The sequence below is a fragment of the Luteolibacter sp. SL250 genome (assembly GCF_026625605.1).
In the GTDB taxonomy this organism is placed as follows: Bacteria; Verrucomicrobiota; Verrucomicrobiia; order Verrucomicrobiales; family Akkermansiaceae; genus Luteolibacter.
On record NZ_CP113054.1, the window covers coordinates 2,498,623 to 2,523,944 of the forward strand.

Genomic DNA, 25,322 nt, shown 5'->3' on the forward strand with positions numbered 1-25,322 from the left:
CGCGGTCAGGTGGCTTGGCGGAGGCTTTCGGAATCAGTGGCCATCCTTTCGAGCAATTCCCGGCGGGGGGCATCGAAGTCGTGGAGGGAAAGATCCGCGGAGAGCCTGAGCCGCAGGCCCGTTCCCGGCACGATGGGGGAGGGGGAAAGCACCACCAGCCGCCCGCCGGTGCGCCCGGCCATCTGCCGGAGCCGCCACCAGGAGGACGCCGGGATGGCGGCCAGTTCGCGATGTGGAAGCCCGCTCGCGTCCAGCAGTACGAACGGCAGGTTGCCGTCGCGCACCAGCAGATCCGCGGCCTTGAGCATTTCCGGTGCGGAGGCGCAGCGCACCCACAGCAACCGGGAGCAGGCCGCGGCGGTATGGGAGGATGGATCGAAACCATCCGCCCCGTCGATCAGCGCCAGTTCCGGCAGGGGGCTGCCTTCCCCGGGATCTCCCAAAAGCGCCGCGATCACCAGCGAGAGCCCGGCCGTCGGTCCGGAGGGGATCACTTCCGAGATGGTTCCGGATGGGAAAGACTCCATCTGGAAAGGACTTCCCATCGTTTTCCGGGGGGCGCTCCCAGACTGCACGCCATGGGCGGCGGGAAATTTTTCCCGTAGCTGGCGGCGCAAATCTTCGATCCCGGGGGCAGGCACGAAGGCACTTTATCGTCCGTTGTTTAAATGTTCAATCGAACAGTTTATGGCGGCCTGACTACCGCCGGTCGAGGATGCCTCTCCGCTGGGCTTCCGCGATGGCTTCCACCCGGGCGGTGACGCCCAGCTTGCCATAGATCCTCCTCAGGTGCTGCTTCGCGCCGTCTTCGCTGAACCCCAGCAGGTCGGCGATTTCCTTGTTGCGGAGGCCCTTGGCGACCAGTTCGAGGACTTCCACTTCCCTCCGGGAAAGCTCCGGCAGCTTCGCCCGCTCCGCCACCAGGTGGGCGACATTGGCGGGCATCCAGCGTTCCCCCCGGTGGACGGCATGGATCGCTTCCGCCAGTACGGGCAGTTCCGCTTCCTTCAGCAGGTAGCCGCAGGCACCGGCCTTGAAGGCGAGGTGGACATCCTCCTCCCGGCCGAAGCTGGTCAGGATGATCACCCGGGCGTCAGGGAACTCGGCGAGGAGTTCCTTCACCGCGCCGATGCCGTCCAGCTTCGGCATCTGGAGATCCATCAGCACGACATCCGGGTGGTGCTCGCGGTAGAGCTCCAGCACCGCCTTTCCATCGCGCGCGCTGGCGACCACCTGGAACTCCTTCCTCAGCTTGAGCAGCGCGGTCAGGCCCATGATGACGATGTAGTGGTCATCGGCGATGAGCAGGCGGATGCGTGACGGATCGGCTTTCATGGTCATGCGGCGTCACTGGGAACTTGCGCGGTGAGGATGGTGCCCTTTTCAGAGCTGGTGATGTCAAGGCTGCCTCCCAGCCGGACCAACCGCTCGGAAAGGGAACTCAGCCCGAAATGGCCCTGGTCCGGACCGGGGGCGGTGGTGGGGTCGAAGCCGCGGCCATCATCGGCGACGGACAGCCGGACCTGGCCGCCCGCCACTTCCATGCGCACGTGGATGTGACGTGGCTGGCCATGATGCAGCGCGTTGTTGATCGCCTCCTGCCCCACCCGGAACAAATGGGTGCGCATCCGTTCCGGGAGCGGATCGATCCCGCCGTTGGTCGCCTCCACCGTCACTTCGCAGACGCCTGACTGGTTGATCTCTTCCGCGATCTTCCGTAGGGCGTAGGGTAGGTCCCGGTCCTCCATCACGCTGGGATTCAGGTCCCACACCGCCCGCCGCAGATCCTCACGGCTGCGCGCGAGCAGGCGCTTGGCGAGCGTGAAGTGGCCGGTGGTCCCGGACTCCCCGGCGGAAAGGGCGCCGGCAACCTCCAGTTGCATCGCCGCGCCGGACAGCGACTGTGAAAGGGTATCATGGAGATCTGACGCCAGACGGCTCCGTTCCGCCGCCAGAAGTTCCGCATCATGACGGGAACGGATTTCCTGGAGCAGCAGCTCGCTCCGCCTGCGCACCTGCCGCCTCAGTGCAAGGGACCAGAGGATGGAAATCCCCAGGATGATGAACAGCGTGGCCAGCACCATCAGCAGCCGTCCGGTGGTCCACCATGGTCCGGACTGGATGATCCGGATGGCACCTGCATCCGGCAGCATCAGCTCGAAGCTGTTGGGGACGGAGCGGGACCTGACCGGTTGTTCGGTGAACAACATCCGGCACACCCCGTCCATCCGCACCCGGGCACCGCTTTTCAGCGCGCGGGGCAGGGGTTCCTCCACCGGCAGGATGGCTTGGAACTCCCGGCCGTCGTCCGAACCCATGATCAGGATGTGCCGCTTGTCCTCCCGCATCATCTGGCGGAAGATGCCATCGATCCCCAGGAGGCGGCCGTCCAGGTCCAGTGACTTCGCTTCGCTGATGATCCGTCCAGGGGTGATCTCCAGCGGGGTGATCGGGCCTTCCTGCGCGGTGGGGGATCCATGGATCACCACGGCATCCTCCATCACCACACGGCTGTCCCGCCGGGTGGGGAAACCCGCGATGTCCACTTCATCGCCGGGGCGCAATCCCATATCCTCCCCGGTGGTGAGGAACATGGAGCCTTCGGAATTCTCCAGCACCACCTGGGTGTCCGGCCACGCCAGGGTCACCACCCCCTTGATCCGTTCCCGGCGGGCTTTCAGATCATCGATGGTCAGTTGGAAAATCTCCGGCAGCGACCGCACCGGCAGTTCCGCCGGGCCGGGTGGCGCCGCCCGGTCGATCCGGATGGAAGATGGATCCGTGACGACGATGAAGGTGCCGAACGGCTGGTATTTCAAGGTCCGCCACGAACGGCAGACACCGCGGACGGTCACCGCCGTATCTGGCCGCAGCTTCGCCTGGATCTCCCCGTCAAAATGGGAAACCCAGATGGTCAGCCGCCGGTCCTGTGGTCCCAGGCCGAGGATCAACCTCACCGGCTGGAGGCTGGCATCGGTGTGGACTGTGCGGATGACGCCGGACAGCTCGACATACTGGCAGTCCTTCGAGCCATCCGCGAGGTCCGCGGCATCCACCTTCACCGGGGCGGGGAGGCCGACCATTTCCCCGGGGGTGATCCGGTCGGCGAGGATGCGCATGGAGGTGTTGGATGGATCGATCCGTCCTGCCACCTCCACCATCTGCCCCTCGGCGATGGGGCCGACCTCTTTCCCGAAAATGATCGCCAGCGCGCCGGTCGCATCCTGCAGGATGAAGTCGGGGTAGTTCTCGCCGCGGACCGATGTGGCGATTCCCCGTACGACGACGGGGGGATGGTCAGGCACCATCGGTTTCGGGATGGCCCGCAGTTCCCCGATGGTCGCCGGTGCCTGCGCCCGGACCCCGTTGGGGAGGAGGAAAAGCATCATGCCGATCAGGGCGGGACGAAAGATGGATCGGCGCTTCGGCATGGGGATGATTACGCGGACGCCCGCGCGGATTCTTCTACACCTCCGTGTACTTGAATCAGGAAGCGAAATTTGGAAGATTCAAAGGATAACCGAATCATTGCCGCCTTGAACCCCGGCGCGATGTCGAAACCCGATCCCGATGGCCAGGCAATCACCCATATTCCTGAAATCACCCTTCCGGCATCCGTTGCTGGGGTTGGGTTTGCTCATTTGCCTGCCCGCCGTGGCTTCCGCGGGGGAGGTATCCTTCAACCGGCAAATCCTCCCCATCCTCTCGGACAAGTGCTTCCATTGCCACGGCCCTGACTCCTCCCACCGTGAGGCGGACCTCCGCCTGGACCTCCGCGAGGAGGCGATCAAGGACGCCATCGTCCCCGGCAAATCCGCCGACAGCGAGGCTCTCCTGCGCATCCTTTCCAAAGACCCGGATGAGGTGATGCCGCCGCCGAAGTCCCACCTCACGCTCACGCAGCAGGAAAAGGATCTGCTCAAACAGTGGATCGACGAAGGGGCGGAATATCAGCCCCACTGGTCCTTCATCGCACCTGCCTCCGTGGTCGCCGTTCCCGCCGTCGCTGACAAAGCGTGGCCGCGCAACGACATCGACCGCTTTGTCCTCGCCCGTCTGGAGACGGAGAAAATGAAGCCATCTCCGGAAGCCAGCCGGGAGCGCTGGTTGCGGCGCGTCACCTTCGATCTGACCGGACTTCCTCCATCCCAACCGGAGATCGACGCCTTTCTCGCGGACACTTTACCGGATGCATATGGGACCGTGGCGGACCGCCTGCTCGCCTCTCCCCGTTTCGGGGAGCGGATGGCCGTGCCGTGGATGGATGTCGCGCGTTATGCGGATTCCTTCGGCTACCAGGCGGACATCGAGATGCAGACCTGGCCGTGGAGGGACTGGCTGATCAAGGTTCTGAACGACAACCTTCCCTGGGACCAGTTCATCACCCAGCAACTGGCGGGGGATCTGCTGCCGGACGCCACGCATGACCAGAAGCTGGCCACGGCGTTCAACCGCCTGCACCGCAAGACCAACGAAGGCGGAAGCATCCCGGAGGAAATGCGCCAGGACGGCATCAGCGACCGGGTGCACACCGTCGGTACCGCGTTCCTCGGTTTGACCTTCGAGTGCTCCCGGTGTCATGACCACAAGTATGATCCCATCCTGGCGAAGGACTACTACTCCCTCGCCGCATTCTTCAACAGCATCGACGAACACGGGATGATCCAGGGAGGGGACAACCGCGGCCTCACGCTGCCGCAGCCCGCGTTGATGCTGCCCACCCAGGAGCAAAAGAGCGCCATGGACCGCACCGCCTCGGCGGTCGCCGGTGCGGGGAAGGCCCTTGCCGGCATCCCCGCCGCCCATGAGGCGGACTTCCAGTCATGGCTCGTTGGGAAGCGGGAATACGTGGATGCGGATCTCATCGCCCGTTTCACCTTTGACGAGATCAAGGACGGCCAGATCACCAACGCGGCTGAAAAACCCGCTCCTCCGCCCGTCGGCCCGCAGGCGTCCCCGGATCCCGCGAAGCCCGCCGACAAGGCGGATCCCGCTTCGCCGAAGAAAGCCAAAGCTCCGTTGAAAACGGCCCGCCAGGGTGCGAACAAGCAGACTCCCGGAAAGCTGGGCCAAGGCATGCTCTGCACCGGGGACGACGCCGTCGCCATGCAGGACTTCGGCATCAAGAAGTGCCATGATCCGCTCACCTTCTCCTTCTGGCTGAAACCCGGTGAGAATTATCCGAGGGCGGTCGTCATCGCCAACACCACCTCCTTCGACGCCAACTTCTGCGGCTACGAACTGTTGCTGGAGAACGGGCGGCTCCGCTGGACGCTCATGCGTGAGTTTCCGGGTAGTGCCATTTCCATCCAGTCTGACGATTCTCTCCCCGTTGGGGAATGGAGCCATGTCATCGTCACCTATGACGGCTCGAGCAGGGCCACCGGCATGAGGATCGATCTCAACGGCAAGCCCGCCGCCACCAAGATCGTCCGTGACAACCTCAGCCGTGATTTCCGGACGTCGGGTACCATCAACTTCGGGGCGCGAGGCCGTGACTTCGGCCTCCGCAACGGCGCGTTGGATGACATCCGCATCTATAACCGTCCCATCACACCCATCGAATCCGCCCAGATTGTGGATGGCAGCTCGCTCACCACCCTGCTGGCGAAACCCACGCTGTCTCCTGAGGAAACCGCGGCCCTGCGGGCCTATTATTTCTCCTCCATCCATCCGCAGGCCAGGGCAGGGGAGAAGAAGCTCCTCGCCGCCCGTACCGCCTGGCGGGAGGTGATCGACGGGGTGAAGGAAATCTCCGTGATGAAGGAGACCGCCGAGCCTCGGCCCGCCCACATCCTGCTGCGTGGGGCCTATGACCAGCCCGGCGAAAAAGTCGAGCGGGAGACGCCGGCATTCCTTCCTCCTTTCCCGGCGGACGCACCGCGCAACCGCCTGGGCTACGCGAAGTGGCTCACCATGCCGGATCATCCGCTGACTTCCCGCGTGCTGGTGAACCGCTTGTGGCAGGAGTTCTTTGGCACCGGCATCGTCGCGACATCGGACAATTTCGGGCTGCAGGGCGCCCACCCGACCCATCCGGAACTGCTGGACTGGCTGGCCCGGGACTTCATCAACAGCGGCTGGGATCACAAGCGGATGTGCCGGGAGATCGTCCTCAGCGCCACCTACCGCCAGGACTCCAGGGCGGATGCCGCGCGACGCGAAAAGGACCCGGACAACAGCTTGCTCGCCCGCGGGCCATCACGCCGCTTGACCGCGGAGATGCTGCGGGATTCCGCGCTCGCGCTCGGCGGCATCCTCCAGCCCCAGATCGGCGGACCACCGGCAAAGCCCTACCAGGCTGAGGGCTCGATGTGGAAGACGCTGAACAATTTCCTGCCGGTCTATGTGGAGGACAAGGGAGCGGGCGTCCACCGCCGCTCGATGTACACTTTCTGGCGGCGCACCACCACCCCGCCGAACATGATGGTGTTCGACGCGGCGACCCGTGACACCTGTTCCGCGAAGCGCCAGAGCACGAACACTCCGCTGCAGCCGCTGGTCCTGCTCAATGATCCGCAGTTCGTGGAAGCCGCCCGTGCCCTCGGCGAACGCATGCTGAAGGAAGGCGGAGCCACCGATGAGGAACGCGTGAAGTGGGCCTACCGCGAAGTGACCGGCAGGAATGCCGGGCCGAAGGAGGTTCCCGTTCTGCTTGGGTTGTACAAAGGGCAGCGGGACAGTTTCACCGCGGATCCCGCGGGTGCCGCCAAGCTCCTTTCCATCGGCCAGATCAAATCGGACCCCGCGCTCCCTCCCATCGAAGCGGCCACCGCCGCCACCGTGGCCAGCGCTCTCTTCAACCTCGACGCCAGCATCACACTGCGATGAACCCGCTCCATCCACTTGCCGTCACACGCCGCCACTTCCTTTCCCGCCTGGGGCAGGGGATCGGCGGGGCCGCGCTCGCCTCGCTGCTCGACCGGGATGCCTTCGGTGCGGCGGTGAATGCTCCGGCATTCCCGAACTTCGCCCCGAAGGCGAAGCGCATCATCTATCTCTTCATGTCCGGTGGACCGTCCCATCTGGATCTCTTCGACTACAAGCCGAAGCTCCGCGACCTCCATGGAAAGGATCTGCCGCCGGAGGTGCGCGGCGCGCAGCGGCTCACCGGCATGAGCGCGAACCAGGCGAGCTTCCCGCTGGCGGGATCGAAGTTCGACTTCAAGCAACACGGGCAGAGCGGTGCCTGGGTCAGCTCCCTGCTGCCACACACGGCGAAGGTGGTGGATGATCTCTGCTTCGTGAAAAGCCTGTGGACGGAGGCGATCAACCATGATCCGGCGATGACCTTTTTCCAGACCGGCTCGCAGATCGCCGGGCGTCCGAGTCTCGGGGCCTGGGTCAGCTATGGCTTGGGTTCGATGAATGACAACCTGCCCGGTTTCGTGGTGCTCACCACCAAGAAGCCGACGGACCAGCCGCTGTATGCGCGGCTGTGGGGGAATGGCTTCCTCGACTCCCGCTACCAAGGAGTGCGCTTTTCGTCCGGGAAAGATCCCGTCTTCTACCTCTCCAATCCGGACGGCGTCTGCCAGAGCGGACGGCGCGCCCTGCTCGACAAGCTGGGCGAACTGAACCGCCAGCAGTTCGAGGCGGAACTGGACCCGGAGATCGAGACACGCATTTCCCAATATGAGATGGCCTACCGCATGCAGAGCAGTGTGCCTGAGGTCAGCGACACCTCGAAGGAACCGCAATCGACCAAGGATCTGTATGGTCCGGATGTGGACAAGCCCGGCACCTTTGCGGCGAACTGCCTGCAGGCACGGCGGCTGGCGGAACGCGGGGTGAGGTTCATCCAGCTCTACCACCCCGGCTGGGACCACCACGGCGGGCTGCCGGGCGGCATCACCAAGCTCACCGCGGAGACGGACCAAGGCTGCGCCGCGCTCATCACGGACCTGAAGCAGCGCGGGATGCTGGATGACACGCTGGTGGTGTGGGGAGGGGAGTTCGGCCGCACCAGCTACTCCCAGGGCAAGATTTCCAAGGACAACTACGGCCGGGACCACCACCCCCGCTGCTTCACCGGATGGATGGCCGGTGGCGGCGTGAAGCCGGGCATCACCTACGGCGCGACGGACGACTACGGCTACAACATCGCCGATGCGGACGGAAACAAGCTGGAGCCGAGCAAGGATCACTTCACGCCCGGCGCGGTCCACGTGCACGACTGGCACGCCACGATCCTCCACCTGATGGGGGTCGATCACACGAAACTGACCACCATTTTCCAGGGCCGCCGCTTCCGCCTGACGGACGTCCACGGCCATGTCATCAAGGACATCCTCGCCTGACCTCGCCCACTCCATTTTCCAATTCGCATACTTAGACATCAATGAAGTTCCTGCTGCCCCTGTACGCCACCGCCATCCTTCCGCTCCAGGCCGCCACGTTCCTCGTCGAAGCGGAGCAATTCTCAGACAAAGGCGGGTGGGGGATCGACACCCAGTTCATCGAGTCCATGGGCTCGCCCTATCTCATCGCCCACGGGCTGGGAAAGCCGGTTGCGGATGCCACCACGGAGGTGGCCGTGCCGGAAGCCGGAGAGTACCGTGTGTGGGTCCGCACCGTTGATTGGACAGCACGGCTCGGCCAGAAGCCCGGAGCGGGCACCTTCCAGGTTTCCATCGACGGCAAGCCGCTGGTCGCGGAACTGGGCAAGGACGACAAGAAGTGGACCTGGCAGCCTGCCGGCAAGGTCAACCTGAAGCAGGGCAAGGCGAAGCTCGCCCTCAAGGATCTGACCGGTTTCGACGGCCGGGCCGACGCCGTCCTTTTCAGCAGTGACGGAGCGTTCAATCCACCTGCGGATGCCACCTTCGAGGAGCGGACCACGTGGAAAATCCCCGGTGTGCCAGCCGCGATGGAAGACGCCGGAAACTTCGACCTCGTCGTGGTCGGCGGTGGTTATGGTGGCATCGCCACCGCCATCTCTTCGGCCCGCATGGGCCTGAAGGTCGCCCTCATCCAGAACCGGGATGTCCTTGGTGGCAACGGCTCTTCCGAGATCCGGGTGTGGGCGAAGGGCTACTATCCGAAAAGCGAGTATCCTCTCGCGGACATCGTGAAGGAATTCGAGGACAAGGCGATCGCATCCCCCGCTCCTGCCAAGGAGTTCGGTGACGACCTGAAGGAAAAGGTTGTGCGTGCGGAGAAGAACATCACCCTGTTCCTGTCCCACCACGCCTACGGAGTGGAGATGAAGGACGGCAAGCTGGCCGCGGTGAAGATGGTGGACATCGGCGCCGGGAAGCTCAAGCGGGTCACAGGACGCCTTTTCTCCGACTGCACGGGCCACGGCTTCATTGGCTTGTGGGCCGGTGCGGATCACACCGAAACCGAAAAGGGCCGCATGGGCATGAGCAACATGTGGATTTGGCAGAACCGCAAGGAGCCTGTGAAGTTTGAGGAAAAGCCATGGATGCTCAAGTTCACCTCCGCGCAGTTCCCATACCCGCGCGTCCGTGACGGATTCGGCCATGCCGAGTGGTTCTGGGAAAGCGGCTATGACGCGCATCCCATCAAGGACCTGGAGACGACCCGGGACCTCAACCTCTTTGCCACCTACAGCTCCTGGAACTCGATCAAGAACCACGGTGCCTACGCGGAACGCGACAAGAACAAGCACCAAAACGCGGAACTCACGTGGCTGGCCTACATCGGTGGTCCGCGCGAGACGCTCCAACTGCTCGGGGATGTCGTGATGAGCGGCAAGGATATCATCGGCAAGACGGAGTTCAATGACGCGACCCTCCTCACCACCTGGCCCATCGACCTCCACTATCCGTTGGAGAAATACAAGAACACCATCCCGGGCCGTCCGTTCATTGCCCGTGCGGAGCAGGGGAAAGGCCTGAACAAGTATGTCGGCTACCCGATCCCATACCGTCTGCTCTACTCGCGCAATGTGCCCAACCTCTTCATGGCGGGCCGCAACATCAGCGTGAACCGGGATGCGCTCGGCAGCATCCGCGTCATGAAAACCATCGGCATGATGGGAGTCACCGCCGGTCGTGCCGCCGCACTGGCCACCGCCCATGACTGCATGCCACGGGACATCTACACCAAGCACCTGGATGAGGCGAAGGCACTGTGGAAACAACCCGGATCCGCCCGCTACGAAAACGTCGGGGAGATGTTGAAATCCATTCCTGAAAAATCAGGCGCACCTTCCCTGTAATATCATCTCCATGCCGGAATAGCCTGACCACAAGGCAATCCCGGCTTCATCCCCTATCCTTGGAATCCCGTCGTGCGCCTGAAACCGATCCTCTTCCCCCTCGCTGCGTTTCTGATCTCCCTGCCCACCGCGAATGCGGCGGTAGCGATCAGCACGGATTTCAGCACCGACCTGGCCGGTGTCACCCTGAGCGGTGGCACCAATGCGACGGCTGATTATTCAACGTCAGGCCCGGGCGGATCCAGGTCACTCGCTTTCACTGACACCGGGAGCGGCCAGGCGCAGGCCCAGTTCGCCGGTGCCACGGGTGCCTTCAATACGGCATCCGCCGGCCAGTCGGAACTCCGGATCAGGTATGACTTCGCCGTCACCGCAATGACAGCGGATGTGAATGCCGCGGGCGTTCCCAGGCTCATTTTCGGGCCTGCCGGCAACGCCCTCACCGTCGCCTTCGGACGGTCCGGGCCTTCGGCGGACAGCCAGTTCGTCCTCTATGCCATCCGGGGAAATGGCATTGGCCCGGTGGACGTCGATCCCGTACCGGGCAACATGCTTTATCACGCCTTCGGGGACTATTCGACCACTGCGGCGGACAACAACTCGGGAGGTTATGTCACCATCAACATCTCCCTTCTTCACGGAGGGACCACGATCAATGTGTCCGCGACCCAGGGAGGGAACACTCTTTTTGACGGCGTGCTCGGTGGCTTCACCGCCCACGCCATGACCGAAAGCAACCTCAACTTCCGGTTGGCCACGAGCACGACCCAGCAATCCACCACCTATCTGGACAACCTGCTGATCCAGACGGTTCCTGAGCCCTCCTCCGCGGCGCTTGCCGGTGGCGTGGCATTCCTCGCCGTTCTCCGGAGGCGCAGGGGATAAGGGGGAACGGAGCGCGGACTTCAGTCCGCCTTGCTTCGCAAGAAGTGGCAAGGCGAGGCGTGATTCCCCGGATGCGGACTGAAGTCCCCGCTCCAAAAAGAAAAACCCGGTGGGCTTGTGGGCACCACCGGGTTCTGAAAATGGACTCTCAGGTCAGCCGATCAATAGCGCTGGGTGCGGCTGTGGCTGAAGTAGGTCTCGAAACCGAGTTCCGGCGGGAATTCAGAGAGGCCGTCCTTGACGTTCATCTCGATGCGGTTGTCTTCGCCGCAACGCTCGTAAGGTGGCTTGAAGGTGCCGCGATAGGTCGGGCAGGTGAAGGTCACCAGCTCGTAGAAGCCATAACCCAGACGGCGGAGACCGCGGCTGGTGCCGTCAACCACACCATAGGACCAGCCTGCCTTGCGGCCGTGGTCGTCGGTCTTGCGGACGATTTGCTCGGGGATTTCCATCACCCCGTAGAGAATGTTACCAATCGCACGGCCAAGCTTGCGGGACTTGGTGTATTGCGAGGCGGGTGGTGCGTGGATATCGGCGGAGACCACGCCGCACAGGGCGACCATGGAGGCAGCGATGACGAGGAGTTTTTTCATGCTGGGGAAGATGTTAGGGAGTTGGATGTGGGGTTGGCAATGGTTTTTTGGCGGAAATGATTCAGGAAAGTTAATTATTCCCCGCAGCCGGATTTCCGGCGACGGCGGAGGGTGAGGAGCGTGGTGGAAGCTCCGAAAAGCAAGGCCGCGGAGGGTTCCGGAATGACGGCCAGCGTGGCGGTGAGTGCGCCGTTCGTGAGAGCGACATCCCAGACCAGCCCGTTGGCGGAAACGTCCGGCAGGTTCAGGTTTCCTTCATTGCCGACACTGTCGGCCCCGGTCCTCATATTTGCGCCCAGATCGAAAGAGCCTTGGGTGAGGGTTCCGCCGTAGGTGATGAGGTTCCAGGTGTTGCCCTCCGTGGGCGTGTAACCTGCGGCGAACAGTCCGACAATGGTAGTGGTACCGCTGAGGGTCAGATTGCCCGTGACGGCGAGGCGGTCGGAGCTGGCCAATCCCATCTGGAACTCGGCGGCGGTTCCCGCTGCCGTCAGGTTGAGGGAGGCGTTGCCGTTCACATTGAGGGTCCCGAGACCCGTTCCGGCTCCTGCGATTCCGGTGCCAGTGTGGTCGCCGGGTTTCACCACGCCGGTGGTGACATTGAGGTTGCCGTTGATCGTTCCGGTTCCGGTCACCATCGCGGCCGTTCCACCCGCCGTCACATTGCCGGTGATGGAGCCCACGGAACCCACCCCGATCTGTGCGTTGCCTTTGGTGGCGGACAATTCGCTGATGGTATTGGTGCCCGCGTAGATCAAGGTGCCGACGGTGCCGCTGGAATTCTGGTCGAGCAGGAAGGCTCCGGTGATGTTGCCTCCCAGAGTCGTCACGACGCCGTCATTGATGGTCGAGATGCGGGCGTTCGCAGCCAGCGTGATGTTGTTGTTGATCGTTGCGTTGGCGTCGATGCGGAACGCCCCACGGCTGTTCGCTCCGGTGCCCCGGATTTCGATCTCCGGTCCGGTGAAGGTGCCGGAGGCGGCCATCGCAAGGGTATTGCCGCTCTCCACGGTGATCTTGCCCAGCGTGGAAATCGCGTTGGGTGCCTTGATCTCCACGAACTGGCTGTTGTTGCCGTTGGTCGCGTCGAGTGTGAGGTTTCCGGTCCATTGGTTGGAACCACCCAGTTGATAGAACACCGACCCTCCCGTATGGGTGATGGTCACGTCATGGCCACCGATGATCTGGTTGAGCTTGATCCGGTCGCTCGGATCGGGGCCGGTCGCCGTGGCGGCGATGCTGATGGAACCGCCGGAGGCGATGTTGGTCCTTCCGTTGCTGAGCGTATAGGCGGGATGGACCACGGTTGGAGGTGGGTCGGTGACATCGGTCAGGTCGACCGCATTGAACGTCAGACCGGACACATTGTAGGTCTGGCCCTGGAGATTGACGGTTCCGGCCATTCCTCCGGCTCCGAACACGGCGGACGAGCCATCGACCCAGGCTCCGCTGCTTGTCCCGTTCCACCAGACATTCCCCGCATTCCAGTTCGCGCCCCCGTCGGATGCTCCGGCCCCGGTTGCCAATCCGTCCCAGTTGAGGGCGTGGGCGCTGGAGCAGGACAGGGTGACCAATAGGGCGTGGCAGGCTGCGATGGAAAAGATGGAGGGCGCTGATGGGGGTTTCATGGTCGGATAAGGGTTTGATTCTCCGGAGCCGGTCCGGACGAATCCCGCTGATCCCGAAGGATTTCTCTTTTTCCGTCAAAGGAAAAGGGTTGGATTCGTCTGTAACGAACCCAACCCTCTGTTAAAAACCGGCGGAACCGGAAATTCCGTGCCTCAAAGCTCGAAGCTGAGCACCCGCAGGATGCCCGGCGTGGCGCGGAGGGACTCCAGCATGGTGGCTGGTGGCTCCGTATCCACCTCGATGACGGTGACGGCGGTGTTCTTGTCGCGGTTCCGGCTGAGGGACATGTTGGCGATGTTCACGGAAGCCGCGCCCAGCGCGCTGCCGATGACACCGACGATGCCGGGGCGGTCGTCGTTCTCCACGAAGAGGAAACGGCCTGCCGGGTTGGTCTCCACGTAGTGACCGGCGATGTGGACGATCCGGGCGGACTTGCCGACCAAGGTGCCTGCCACCGTGGTGGTCTCACCGCCCTTGCTCACGCTCACCTCGATGAGGTCGGTGAAGGTGCTGGCGAGCGCCGCGGTGGATTCCGTGACCTGGATGCCGTGCGCCTTGGCGATGGCCGGGGCGTTGATCAGGTTGACCTGCGCCTCGTGATGGGCGGCGGAGAGGTAGCCGCTGAGGACGGAACGCTTCACCAGCTCCGTGTCGATCTCGGAAACCGGGCCGACGTAGGAAACCTTGATGCTGTCCGACTGGGCCGGGCCGATCTTGTAGAGCAGCTTGCCGAGGGACTGGGCGAGGTCGAGGTAGGGGCCGACTTCCTCGATGGTCTTGCTGTCGAGGTTCGGCATGTTCACCGCGTTGCGGATCTCTCCGGTGACGAGGAAGTCCTTCACCTGGTGGGCCACTTCGATGCCCACGTTCTCCTGGGCTTCCGCGGTGGAGGCACCGAGGTGCGGAGTGAAGACGGCCTTGTTCGAGGAAAACAGCGGGAAATCCGCCGGCGGCGGCTCGACTTCATAGACGTCCAGCGCGATGCCGCCGAGGTGGCCGGAATCGAGCGCGGCCTTCGCGGCGGCTTCATCGACCAGACCGCCACGGGCGCAGTTGACGACCAGCGCACCCTTGTTGAGCAGGGCAATGCGGTCGGAGTTGATGATGTGCTGGGTCTCCGGGGTGAGTGGGACGTGCAGGGTCACCAGATCCGCGCCGGTGAGGGCGGCTTCCGGGGTCTCCGCGTGCTCCACTTTCAGCGACTTCGCGCGGTCAGCGGTCAGGAACGGGTCATAGGCGACGACGGTGATGCCGAAGGCCTGCGCGCGCTTGGCGAACTCCGAGCCGATGCGGCCCATGCCCAGGATGGCCAGGCGCTTGCCGAAGACTTCCTTGCCCTCGAAGGACTTGCGGTCCCATTTTCCGGCGATGACCGTGGCGTGGGCCTGCGGGATGTTCCGGGCCAGGGAAAGCATCAGCGAGAAAGCATGCTCCGCGGTGGAGATGGTGTTGCCGCTGGGGGTGTTCATCACCACCACGCCGTGGTCGGTGGCGGCGGCGCGGTCGATGTTGTCCACACCCACGCCCGCACGGCCGATGGCCTTCAGGTTGGTGGCGGCGGCGAAAACCTCCGCGGTGACCTTCGTTTGGGAGCGGACGACCAGGCCATGATAGTCGCCGATGATTTTGAGAAGCTCCTCGGGCTTGAGTCCGGTGTTCACGTCCACGGAGATCCCGGGAGCGGTACGGAGTGCTTCAACGCCTTTTTCCGAAATGGGATCGGAAACCAACACACGATAGGTGGCCATAGGGGCGGGGGAATAACCCGCAGGCCGCCCGCTTGGCAAGGGTTTGCGGTGAAAAAAGCGGCTGCGGAGGGTCGGAGTTTCCTCACTCCCCGGTGTCCCAACCAGGGAACCTGCGCAGTTGGGAGCCGAGGGAGTTTTTCATGGTTTGCCCCTTGATGCGTGACGACCACTCCCGGGCTTCCTCCAGATTTCCGGATTCCACCGCGCTGTTGGCGAATGCCCATGCGGCATCGTCCCGCTGGGCTTCCGTCAGTCCCGCGGAATGCTCGCGGTACCACCGTAGGGCGGCTTCCCGGTCGTTTTTCGCCCAGATCCCCAGCACGTTCCGCAGGGCGGTGTTCGGACGCTCCGGATACTTCGCGTTGAGGGAAAATTCGACGGCTTCCCGCGGGGTGGTGTGGGCCATCTGATTGACGATCTCCATCTGGGTCTCCCCGAAATACGGACTGGCCGCCGGGATGCGCAGCCGCAGCTCGTGCATGCGGAGGATGGGCTTCGTGGAAGTGTCTTCCAGGATCTTCCGCATCAACAGCCGGTCTTCCACCAGACCCTTCGCGTGCAGGGAATCCACGATGATCTTCGCCAGTTCCGTGTCCGGACCGGAGAATTGGCGTTCCAGATACGAGGACATCGCAATTTTCAGGATCCTTTCCAGTTCCGGATACCGCGATGCGAACAGCTCGATCCCCCGGAGTGGCACGCGTGCCAGGTAGGCGGCCAGTGCGGTGGCGGCATCCCCGTTTTCCGGAAAACCGGAGATCCGCCTGACGATTTCCGCTTCATCCAGCTTCGCGGTCTCGAAGAAGGACTTGATGCCCGCGTTTCTGGCTTCGGAAGCCTGGGGTTCGATCAGGGAGAAAGCCTCGTCCACATGCCCGGCGGCACAGAGCCGGGAAATCGCCTCCGCAGCCACCCGGCCACGGCCGGAGGCACCCCCGAACTGCCTCGATTCCGCGACCAGCTGCTTCGCCTCCCCAACGGACAGGGGGGGCAGCGCGTTGTCCGCAGGTAGGAGCGGCGGGCGGGTCACGGACCTGAGGACGGCGGCCTGCTTTTCACGCAGTTCGCGGTAGGGGCTTGTGAATGAACCTGGAGCGGGAACTTGCGGCGCGGCGGTCGGGGATGGCTGCCATGGGTGCGTGCCGCTTTCCTGGGAAGTCCGCAGTCCCAGCATCAGCGCGCAACCCGCCAGCAACAAGGCTGGGGCGTAGCGGGTGAGGGTGGTTTTCGTGGATTCCGGCATCCGGTTCCATATCAATGGAAAAGGATTTGCTGGCAATGCGAAACCTTTTAGGGCGGGCTGGGTTGATGATGGGAATGAAACGATGGATTTGCGGGGCATTCGTGGGGCTGGTCATGTCGGGTGCCGCGCAGGAACAGAAGCGGCCGAACATTGTCTGGATCGTCGGTGAGGATCTGGGGCCGGAACTGGGTTGCTATGGGGATCCGGACGCGATCACGCCCAATCTCGACAAGCTGGCGTCGGAAGGCGCCCGTTTTACGAATGCTTTCACCCATGCCCCGGTCTGCGCGCCCAGCCGCCATGGACTCATCACCGGGCAGTATCCCATCAAGACAGGGGCCATGCACATGCGCTCGAAGCTGGTGAACCCGCCGGTGACCTTCACGAAGCTGCTGCGGGACAGCGGCTACCACGTCTCCTGGCCGGGAAAGACGGATTTCAACTTCGACCAGCCGCAGGAGTTCCGCGACTCCCAGAAGAACTGGTGGACCCAGGATGTGGTGCCGGAGGGGCCGTTCTTCGCCTACGCGAACTTCACCGTCTCCCACGAAAGCCAGGTGCGGAATGACGGCGACAAATACGCGGAGAACACGAAGCGGCTGACACCGGAACAACGCCGGGACCCCGCGAAGGTAAAGCTCCCGCCCTTCTGGCCGGACGCTCCGGAGGTCCGCCGGGAGGTGGCGAACTACCATGATCTGGTCACCGCCGTGGACTACAACGCGGGCGACGTGCTGGCGTGGCTGGACAAGCACGGTCTCGCGGAGAACACCATCGTCATCTACTTCGGCGATCACGGCCGGGGCATGGCGCGCTACAAGCGGTGGTGCTATGACACGGGCACCCATGTCGGTCTGATCGTCCGCTGGCCGGGCAAGATCGGGGCGGGAGAGGTGCGCGAGGGCTTGGTGGAGTTCTTGGACCTGCCCGCCACCGCACTGGCCATGGCCGGGGTGCCGGTGCCGGAGAACTTCGATGGGGTCCCGTTCATGGACAAGGAGGGGAAGGCCACCAACCAGCGGAAATACGTCCACTCCCACCGCGACTACATGGATGAGGCCTACGACCGCATCCGCAGCGTGAGCGACGGCGAATGGCGCTACGTGCGGAACTTCGAACCGCAGGTCCCATACTCCCTGCGCAATGACTACATGGAGCGCGGCAAGACCATGCAGGTCTGGCGGCAATGGGCGGCGGAGGGCAAGCTGGACGCCATCCAGTCGATCCATTTCCGGAAGGAGAAACCAAAGGAGGAACTCTATCACAGCAAGGCGGACCCCTTCGAGGTAAGGAATGTCATCGACGATCCGGCCCACGCCGCGAAGCTGGCCGAACTCCGGGCGGAGTGTGACCGCTGGCTGGCGGACACCAATGACAAGGGGGCGGTTCCGCTGGAGAAACTCATCGCCGACGGCATCATCCATCCCCGGAACAAGGACTACGAGAAGCGGGCGAAGCGGGGGAGGTGACAAGGGATCATCCTTTTTGATTGTGTCGGAACAGTCATTTCATGATCAGTGTATTCCGTCGGATCAGTGCGAACCGTGGTTCGCGGATCCGCAGGTGATCGGACATGCCTGCCTCCACCGGAACTCCAATTTGAACCCATGAAACGCCGTGATTTCCTGAAACCCGCCGCCGGTGCCGGCCTCGCCGCCCTTCTCCCTTCCGCCGCCTTCGCGCAGGAGACCCCGCCACATGCGGAAAAGGTGCCGCAAACCCCGTTCGACGCGCCGCCGGGGACATGGACGCTGGCCGCCTTTCCGGACAGCCAGACCCTCACCCGGCTGTATCCGGAGGTCTTCATCCGCCAAGCGGAGTGGGTGGCCGCGCACAAGGCCAGCCATGACATCCGCTTCGTCGCCCATCTCGGGGACATCACGGACAACAACCTGCCGGAGCAGTGGACGAACGCGAAGAAAGCAATGGATGTGCTGAAAAAGGCGGGCGTGCCCTATTCCCTCCTGCCCGGAAACCACGACCTTGGCCCGGGTGGCAAGTGTCTGGACCGCACCACCCTGATGAATGATTTCTTCAAGCCGGAGGACTATGCCAACAGCGGCAGCGTGGCCTACTTCGAGGCCGGAAAAATGGAGAACTCCGCCCACACTTTCTCCAGCCCGCAGGGCGACTTCCTAGTGCTCGCGCTGGAGTTCGGCCCGCGGGATGCCGTTGTCGCCTGGGCGGACCGTCAGATCGCCGCGCGGCCGCGGCATGCCGTCATCCTCACCACCCATGCCTATCTTTATGATGACGACACGCGTTATGATTTCCCCAAACTCGGGAAAGCCCAGACGTGGAACCCCAACACCTACGGTGTGGCGAAGCTGGAGCCGGTGAACGATGGCGAGGCCCTCTGGACCAAGCTCGCGGGCAAGCACCCCAATGTCCGCTTCACCCTCAACGGCCACGTCCTCCACGATGGCGCGGGCCGCCTCGCCAGCAAAGGCAGTGCCGGCCAGACCGTCCACCAGATCCTCTCAAACTACCAGAGCGGCGTGAAACCGGACCGTCCCTTCCGTGGCGGCGGCTTCTTCCGCCTCATGCAGTTCCTTCCGGACAAGAAAACGGTCCGCGTGAAGACCTACTCCCCGTGGCTCGACCAATGGCTGACGGATGAACAGCAACAGTTCGAGCTGGTGATGTGATGGAGCAGATGTAGCGGATCTCGTGAGAGATCCGGCGGGGAGGATCCACCCCTGGGGAGAAATTCCGATACCGGGCAGGAGCCGGCCTGAAGACCGGGTGCTCCCAACGTCCTCCACGATCACCTCCTGGGCGAGATCGGCCTTTGGGGATTCAGGGAGATTGTCCACAAATGTGGAGAAAGGGCGGGTAACCATTTCCATCTTGTGAGCCAAGTCTTCCTATGACGGGATGGGGAACCATGCCGCTCCGTTTCCTTGCACTGTTTTTCTGCATGTTCTGCGCCTGCCGGGCCGCGGAAGTGGTGGCGTGGAAAGCGCCTCTGGAGAGATATGTCACCGGAGGGGTTGAAGGGAAGGGCGTGGCCAAGCTTGGGAACGCGCCGGAGGAATCGATTTTCTTTCGTCCCCAGGATGAATTATGGGATCTGTCGAAAGTGGATGCCCCTGATGTGCGAGATGCCGCTCTGGACTGGTTGGTGTGGAATGCCACTTCCGGACGGGTGGTGGCGAAAGGGAGCAAGTCCGCGATGCGCAGGCTGCACCAGCGCATGGTGGTATGGGAGATGCCTTTCCGGGTGCGGCTGCTTTATGAAATTTTCCCTGCGGTGGCGGAGAGAGAATTTTCCGGTCGGGGGGAACCGGTGGCATCCTGCACGGTCGCGCAGGAGAATGGATCGCGGGCCCGGAATGACGGCCAGACCGGAAAGGGGAAGCTCCAAGTGGAGGCGGAGGTGTGGGGGAGGGGGGAGTCTGTTGTCACGCTGCACTCGTTCAATCTGCGGTTTGTGCCCGAAGGGGGACAGGGGATCACCGTGGATACGGCCGTGACCCTCCACAGCGGGGTGCCTACCTGGGTGGCTGGCGACTGGAATGGGAAATCTGGCCACGACCTCCGGATTACGGCGACGATCATGCTGGAGGACGGAACTCCGCGGGCGGAGATGGTCTTACGGGAACATCGGGGGGACACGGAGCGGATCAATTTCAATCCCGCTGAAACGAAGTGGCCCATACCGGCGGCGCGGGGTTACTTCGTCTCCCGATGGGCTCCGGCGGGCGATGTGATCCCGACCTTGACCGGAAGGCCTCTGGAAGACCCCTTCTCCACCACCGGGAAACAAGCGGAAGAGAACATGGAGAGAGTGCCGAAAGTCCCGCCACCTCCTTTGCTGGAACCGTTGGTATATGGTTCTTTGGTGAACCTGGATGCGACCCTCAGGAAGCATATGGGGGGAGTGGCCGAAGGCGAATTCGGTGGCTATGACCCTTTGGCCGAGTTGGCGGTTTTCCATTCGGGAAGCCGTGCGAGAGCCGAGGAGTTTGCTGCGATCTTCGAGGCGTTTGTGACCCCTCATCCTCCCAACGTCATGTGTATCTTGGACGGTCCGCAGCGTGTCGCCCTGATGGGAAAGCCGGGATTGCGGCTGTATCTTTCGCGTGCGGAGGGAGGGCAGGTCATTTCCTCCACGCACTTCGAGCCCAATCTTACGGATTTCTGGGAGAAAATCGAAGTAAGCACCCTCCATGAAACCGGGCAGGGAGTTGCCAAGGAGGTGCTGGATGCCGGTGCGGTGGTGGTGGACGGTGATTTCGCACGCCTTCCAGGCAAACCGGGCGGGCCGGAATACCGGATCAGGGCGCGGATCGTCCAGGACCTCCGCTAATCCGCCGTACGGATCGACGAATCATGCGGCGTTCCTCCGCGCTTGCGGAAACCGGGCGTCTGGGGAAGAGTCGCGGCCTTGTGAGTTCCATTCCGGTTGAACCATCGTTGGAAGTCTTCGCCGGGCTGGCGGAGCGGGGCAATGTTGTGCCCGTCTACACCCAGCTCGCCGCTGACTTTGAAACCCCGCTCTCGGCTTACCTGAAGCTGAGGGATAGCCGCCATTCTTTCCTGCTCGAAAGCGCCGAGAGCACGGAAAAGGGCGGCCGATGGTCGATCCTGGGGAGTGGACCACGCGCGGTTTTCGAGGCCCGCGGGAAGGAAATCACGGTCCGCGAGGGCTCCAAGACCCGGAGCTACACCGCGCCGGATGACGTGCTGGCCGCGCTGGAGCGCGAAATGTCAGCCTACCATCCGGTGACGCATGGCGCCCTGCCTCCCTTCACGGGCGGTCTGGTCGGCTATCTGTCGTATGATGCCGTCCGCCAGTTCGAGCCGACCATCGGCCCTCCGCCGGAGGATACGCTGGGCATTCCCGACGCCATTTTCATGCTGGCGGACACGCTCGTCGTGTTCGACCACCGTCTGCGCCGCCTGCAGGTCATCGCCAACGCCATCGTCGGGGAGTCCGCTTCGGTGGAGGAGGCCTACGCCGCCGCCCGCGGGAAGATCGAGGCCATCGTGGAGATCCTGAACCGGCCGTTCCATGTCCCTGCGCTCAACGGCCTGACGGACTACGACCTGCCGGAAATCAAGAGCAACACCTCCCAGGAGGAGTTCGAAAAGATGGTGCGGGACGGCAAGGAGTTCATCGCCGCCGGGGATGTCTTCCAGTTCGTGCCGAGCCAGCGTTTCGAGACGGACTTCGACCGCCCGCCGGTGGACCTCTACCGGGCGCTGCGTTTCGTGAATCCATCGCCCTACCTGTTCATCCTGGAGCTGGGGGACTTCGCGCTCGTCGGCAGTTCGCCGGAGGTGCATGTCCGCTCCATCAACGGGAAGATCGACATCCGCCCCATCGCCGGAACGCGCTGGAGGGGGAAAACGGAGGCGGAGGACGACGCTCTGGCAGCGGACCTGCTGGCAGACCCGAAGGAACGGGCGGAACACCTCATGCTGGTGGACCTCGCCCGCAACGACGTGGGCCGCATCGCGAAACACGGGGCCGTGAAAGTCGATGATTTCATGATCATCGAGCGTTACAGCCACGTCATGCACATCGTTTCCAACGTGACCGGTGAGCTGGACCCATCCCACAGCGCGTATGACGTGCTGCGGGCGACCTTCCCTGCTGGCACCGTCAGCGGCGCTCCGAAGATCCGGGCCATGCAGATCATCAATTCCCTGGAGAAGAACAAGCGCTGCTCCTACGCGGGTGCGGTCGGCTACTTCGGCTTCGACGGGTCTCATGATTCCTGCATCACCCTCCGCACCTGTCTACTGAAAGGCGGAAAGGCCTACGTGCAGGCGGGAGCCGGTGTCGTCGCGGATTCCGATCCGACCTACGAGTATGAGGAAACCCGTAACAAGGCCAAAGGCATGCTGCGTGCGGTGGCTCTGGCGAAAACCCTCGGTGCCTAACCCCAGACCACCACGACCATGCTTCTGATTCTCGATAACTACGATTCCTTCACCTACAACCTCGTCCAGTACTTCGGCGAGCTGGGTGCGGAGATGAAGATCTTCCGGAATGACGTCATCACTGTGGATGAGGTGAAGGCGTTGAATCCGTCCCGCATCTGCATCTCGCCCGGACCCTGCACGCCCAATGAGGCGGGCATCTCGCTGGACCTGATCCGTGAAATGGGTGCCACCACGCCCATCCTCGGCGTGTGCCTCGGCCACCAGTCCATCGGCCAGGTCTATGGCGGGGATGTCGTCCGCGCGGACCGTCTCATGCACGGGAAGACCTCACCCATCATCCATGAGGGGGAGAGCGTCTTCGCCGGCATGCCCAGTCCGTTCGAGGCCACCCGCTACCATTCCCTCATCGTGAAACGCGACACGCTCCCGGATTCCCTGGAGATCACCGCGTGGACGGAGGAAGGGGAGATCATGGGCCTGAAGCACAAGGAATATCCAGTCCACGGCGTCCAGTTCCACCCGGAGTCCATCCTGACCCAGGATGGAAAGCGCCTGCTGGAGAATTTCCTCAAGCTCTGATCCGTCCGTTGTGACGCTCGCTGCGGCGGCGGCCCCCAGGGCCGCCGCTGTTTTTTCATGCGGGGCGGGGGACATGCGGCGCTCCGGCATCATCGGGTGAAAACCCTAGGCGATCCGGGCAGTATCAGTCGCCCGAAGATTCCATGAAAATTCTCGTTGTTTGCTGTATGTGGCTGGGTGCACTGGTAGCGGTGCGTGCGGAGTTCATCCCGGCGAATCTGCCGCCGGAGAAGTGGGCGGCGGAGTATGACGTGGTCATCGCCGGGGCGGGCACGGGCGGCTGCGGGGCGGCCATCCAGGCGGCGCGCTTGGGAGCGAAGGTGCTGCTGCTGGATGAGACGGACTACATCGGCGGGCAGATGAATGCGGCGGCGGTCACCTCCATGGACGAGGGCGGCACCAGCGTGCGGGAGCGCGGGCTTTACAAGGAACTCGTCGAGCGGATCGAGGAACACTACGGGAAAAAGGGCATCAATCCGGAGACCGCCTATTGGTGGGGCCACATCGGCGTGGAGCCGCGGGTGGGCCGGGAGATCCTGCACAAGATGCTGGCGGAAGCGAAGGTGGACCTCGCCCTGCGGGCGACCGTTGTCAAAGTGGCGAAGGATGGCGACCGGGTGACAGGCGCGGAGGTGGAGGTGGTGACGGAAAAGGGAAAGACCACCAAGTCGGTGAAGAGCAAATTCCTCGTCGATGCCACCGAATGGGGCGATGTCCTGCCATTGGCCGGGGCGCGCTACCGGACCGGAAACCTCACCAGCGACCAGCTCACGCCCGACAAAAAACTGGAGGACATCCTCATCCAGGCCATCACCTGGACGGCGGTGGTGAAGCAGTACCCCAACGGGGTGCCGGAGGAATTGAAGGTGAAGACCCGTCCGCCCGGCTACACGGAGAAGCAGGAGGCCTCATTCACCCGGACGCTCCGCAATGGTGATGACATGGGCGTGCCCCGCGAGGGGCCGTGGACCTGGTACAAATTCATCGGCTACCGCGGCATGCCGGACGGCACCCGCCCACCGCAGCGCGTGATCACCCGCACGCACCTCAATTTCAACAACGACTACCACCCGACCACCGTGCGGGAACTGGAGGACCCCGCCGCACGCAGGAAACTGGAGCGGAACGCCATTCTGAAGACCCTCTACCTCCTTCACTACATCCAGAACAACCTCGGCAAGAGCGACTGGGCGGTGGCGGATGACGAAGGGTATGACACACCCTACAACCTCGCCAAGCTGGACGAATGGCTGAAGAAAAACCCGGATCTGGAACCCTACCGGCCGGTGCTGAAACACTTCCCGGTCATGGCATACGCGCGGGAAAGCCGCCGCATGATCGGCGAATACACGCTGAAAGCCCGCGACATCGAAAGGGAGAAAGGCACGCCGGTCCTGTTTCCTGACTCGATTGCCGTGGGCGACTACGCGGTGGACTTGCATGGCTCCATGCAGCCGAAGTACATGGAACTGGAGCTGGACCGTGCAGAGGACATCCCGGACCACGGCAATGGCAAATGGATCACCGGTCCGTTCGCCATTCCTTACCGCAGCCTGATCCCGGAGAAGCTCGATGGCTTCCTGGCGGCGGAGAAGAATTTTTCGCAGTCGAAGCTGGGCAACGGCGCCACCCGCCTGCAGCCGCACACACTCCTCATCGGCCAAGCCGTCGGTGCGACCGCCGCCCTTTCCGTAAAGCACGGCGTGCAACCGCGGAACCTGGATGCCGCGGTGGTGCAGGGTGCCTTGCTGGACGCCGGAGACATTCTCTTCTATCCGCCTGTGACGGACATCCACGCCGCGAATCCGGAATGGAACGCGGTGCAACTGACCGGCACCCACGGCATGCTGCTGCCGGTGAAGGGTGTGTTCGGGCCAAAGCAGCCAGTCAGCGCCGCCCAGTACTCCGTCATCCATGAAAAGCTCACCGACACCGCGAAATCCGGCCTGCCGGAGGGTGTCAGCCGCGGGGCCTTCGCCGCCTTTCTGAAGGAAGCTGGCGGGAAGGCGTCGGTGAAGGTCGCCTTCGACGGAGCGGATGCGGAGAAATCGTCCGCCATCACCCGCTCGGAAGCCGCACAGGTCATCGCGGAGTTCATCCGGCTCCGTGGACTGGCTGCGACCACGGGCCAGTCCCAGTCCCTCGACTGGACGAAGCTCCGGCCCTCCTCCGATCCCAGCCCGAACATCAGCCCGCTGCTGCGCAAGGTGGTGAAACGCCTGCTGGACGCGGGCGTCATCACGATAGGGGACTACTGGCTGGAAAACGCCAACGAAACCAGCAGGTGCGATGGCGGGAAAGTCGCCATCGTCATGAAAAAAGCCGCCGCAAAGATCGCCCCCGGTGACAACCGCGAGCCTGCGGACATCCTCGTCGAAAAGGGCGTCATCTCCACCGCGTCCTACTGGAAGACGCACGCCAAGGAAGGTGCCTTCTGCGCGGGGATGAATGTTCGCGCGCTCCTGCGCGGCATCGACCGGAAGCTCCCCTGATAGAGGGATGGGAAAAACGGAGCGTGGACTTCAGTCCGCTTGGCTTCGCAAAGACAGGATTCTCCGGGGCGG

The 25,322-nt window shown here is 63.3% G+C and carries 17 protein-coding genes; 10 read left to right on the plus strand and 7 right to left on the minus strand.

Annotated features, from left to right (window positions below):
- Nucleotides 1–5: 5 nt before the first annotated feature.
- The 3 genes from OVA24_RS10995 to OVA24_RS11005 all read right to left on the minus strand — a co-directional run bounded on the left by OVA24_RS10995 (nt 6) and on the right by OVA24_RS11005 (nt 3,431).
- A complete protein-coding gene (locus OVA24_RS10995) occupies nt 6–545 on the minus strand; it encodes a hypothetical protein (protein ID WP_267669833.1) in 540 nt (179 codons plus the stop codon).
- Between the two features lie 154 nt (nt 546–699).
- Nucleotides 700–1,335 carry a response regulator gene (locus tag OVA24_RS11000; RefSeq protein ID WP_267669834.1) on the minus strand — a complete coding sequence of 212 codons (636 nt, stop codon included), beginning with the start codon at nt 1,333–1,335 and terminating at the stop codon, nt 700–702.
- A 2-nt stretch (nt 1,336–1,337) separates the two neighbouring features.
- Nucleotides 1,338–3,431 (minus strand): sensor histidine kinase, encoded by a 2,094-nt coding sequence (locus OVA24_RS11005; protein WP_267669835.1) that lies wholly within the window; start codon nt 3,429–3,431, stop codon nt 1,338–1,340.
- A 223-nt stretch (nt 3,432–3,654) separates the two neighbouring features.
- Here OVA24_RS11005 and OVA24_RS11010 point away from each other — a divergent pair, with 223 nt between their 5' ends.
- The 4 genes from OVA24_RS11010 (at nt 3,655) to OVA24_RS11025 (ending at nt 11,071) form a co-directional block, all read left to right on the plus strand.
- Entirely contained in the window at nt 3,655–6,831 is a 3,177-nt protein-coding gene (locus tag OVA24_RS11010) for a DUF1553 domain-containing protein (protein WP_267669836.1), read from the plus strand.
- Nucleotides 6,828–8,300, plus strand: coding sequence for a DUF1501 domain-containing protein (locus OVA24_RS11015; RefSeq protein WP_267669837.1), 1,473 nt, complete (start codon nt 6,828–6,830; stop codon nt 8,298–8,300). The genes OVA24_RS11010 and OVA24_RS11015 overlap by 4 nt, the downstream gene beginning before the upstream one ends.
- Before the next feature lie 41 nt (nt 8,301–8,341).
- Nucleotides 8,342–10,186 carry an FAD-dependent oxidoreductase gene (locus tag OVA24_RS11020; protein ID WP_267669838.1) on the plus strand — a complete coding sequence of 615 codons (1,845 nt, stop codon included), beginning with the start codon at nt 8,342–8,344 and terminating at the stop codon, nt 10,184–10,186.
- Nucleotides 10,187–10,258: 72 nt separating this feature from the next.
- A complete protein-coding gene (locus OVA24_RS11025) occupies nt 10,259–11,071 on the plus strand; it encodes a PEP-CTERM sorting domain-containing protein (protein WP_267669839.1) in 813 nt (270 codons plus the stop codon).
- A gap of 161 nt (nt 11,072–11,232) precedes the next feature.
- On the opposite strand, the gene OVA24_RS11030 is transcribed toward OVA24_RS11025, so the two are convergent.
- From OVA24_RS11030 to OVA24_RS11045, 4 genes are all read right to left on the minus strand, one after another.
- Nucleotides 11,233–11,664: an exosortase system-associated protein, TIGR04073 family gene (locus OVA24_RS11030; RefSeq protein WP_267669840.1), complete on the minus strand. Its 432-nt coding sequence runs from the start codon at nt 11,662–11,664 to the stop codon at nt 11,233–11,235.
- Nucleotides 11,665–11,738: 74 nt separating this feature from the next.
- Nucleotides 11,739–13,292: a PEP-CTERM sorting domain-containing protein gene (locus OVA24_RS11035; RefSeq protein ID WP_267669841.1), complete on the minus strand. Its 1,554-nt coding sequence runs from the start codon at nt 13,290–13,292 to the stop codon at nt 11,739–11,741.
- Nucleotides 13,293–13,445: 153 nt separating this feature from the next.
- On the minus strand, nt 13,446–15,041 hold the full coding sequence (serA, locus tag OVA24_RS11040; protein ID WP_267669842.1) for a phosphoglycerate dehydrogenase: 1,596 nt from the start codon (nt 15,039–15,041) through the stop codon (nt 13,446–13,448).
- Nucleotides 15,042–15,123: 82 nt separating this feature from the next.
- A complete protein-coding gene (locus OVA24_RS11045; RefSeq protein ID WP_267669843.1) occupies nt 15,124–16,284 on the minus strand; it encodes a hypothetical protein in 1,161 nt (386 codons plus the stop codon).
- 74 nt (nt 16,285–16,358) lie between these two features.
- Between OVA24_RS11045 and OVA24_RS11050 the strand changes: the two genes are divergently transcribed.
- The 6 genes from OVA24_RS11050 (at nt 16,359) to OVA24_RS11075 (ending at nt 25,250) form a co-directional block, all read left to right on the plus strand.
- Nucleotides 16,359–17,753: a sulfatase family protein gene (locus OVA24_RS11050; RefSeq protein WP_267669844.1), complete on the plus strand. Its 1,395-nt coding sequence runs from the start codon at nt 16,359–16,361 to the stop codon at nt 17,751–17,753.
- Between the two features lie 138 nt (nt 17,754–17,891).
- Nucleotides 17,892–18,932 carry a metallophosphoesterase gene (locus tag OVA24_RS11055; RefSeq protein WP_267669845.1) on the plus strand — a complete coding sequence of 347 codons (1,041 nt, stop codon included), beginning with the start codon at nt 17,892–17,894 and terminating at the stop codon, nt 18,930–18,932.
- Nucleotides 18,933–19,171: 239 nt separating this feature from the next.
- The gene (locus tag OVA24_RS11060) at nt 19,172–20,596 is read left to right on the plus strand and encodes a hypothetical protein (RefSeq protein ID WP_267669846.1); all 1,425 of its coding nucleotides are present in this window, start codon (nt 19,172–19,174) and stop codon (nt 20,594–20,596) included.
- Between the two features lie 80 nt (nt 20,597–20,676).
- Nucleotides 20,677–22,176, plus strand: a complete 1,500-nt coding sequence (gene trpE / locus OVA24_RS11065; RefSeq protein ID WP_267669847.1) for an anthranilate synthase component I — start codon at nt 20,677–20,679, stop codon at nt 22,174–22,176.
- 18 nt (nt 22,177–22,194) lie between these two features.
- A complete protein-coding gene (locus OVA24_RS11070; protein WP_267669848.1) occupies nt 22,195–22,758 on the plus strand; it encodes an anthranilate synthase component II in 564 nt (187 codons plus the stop codon).
- A 143-nt stretch (nt 22,759–22,901) separates the two neighbouring features.
- Nucleotides 22,902–25,250 carry an FAD-dependent oxidoreductase gene (locus OVA24_RS11075; protein ID WP_267669850.1) on the plus strand — a complete coding sequence of 783 codons (2,349 nt, stop codon included), beginning with the start codon at nt 22,902–22,904 and terminating at the stop codon, nt 25,248–25,250.
- Nucleotides 25,251–25,322 lie beyond the last annotated feature (72 nt).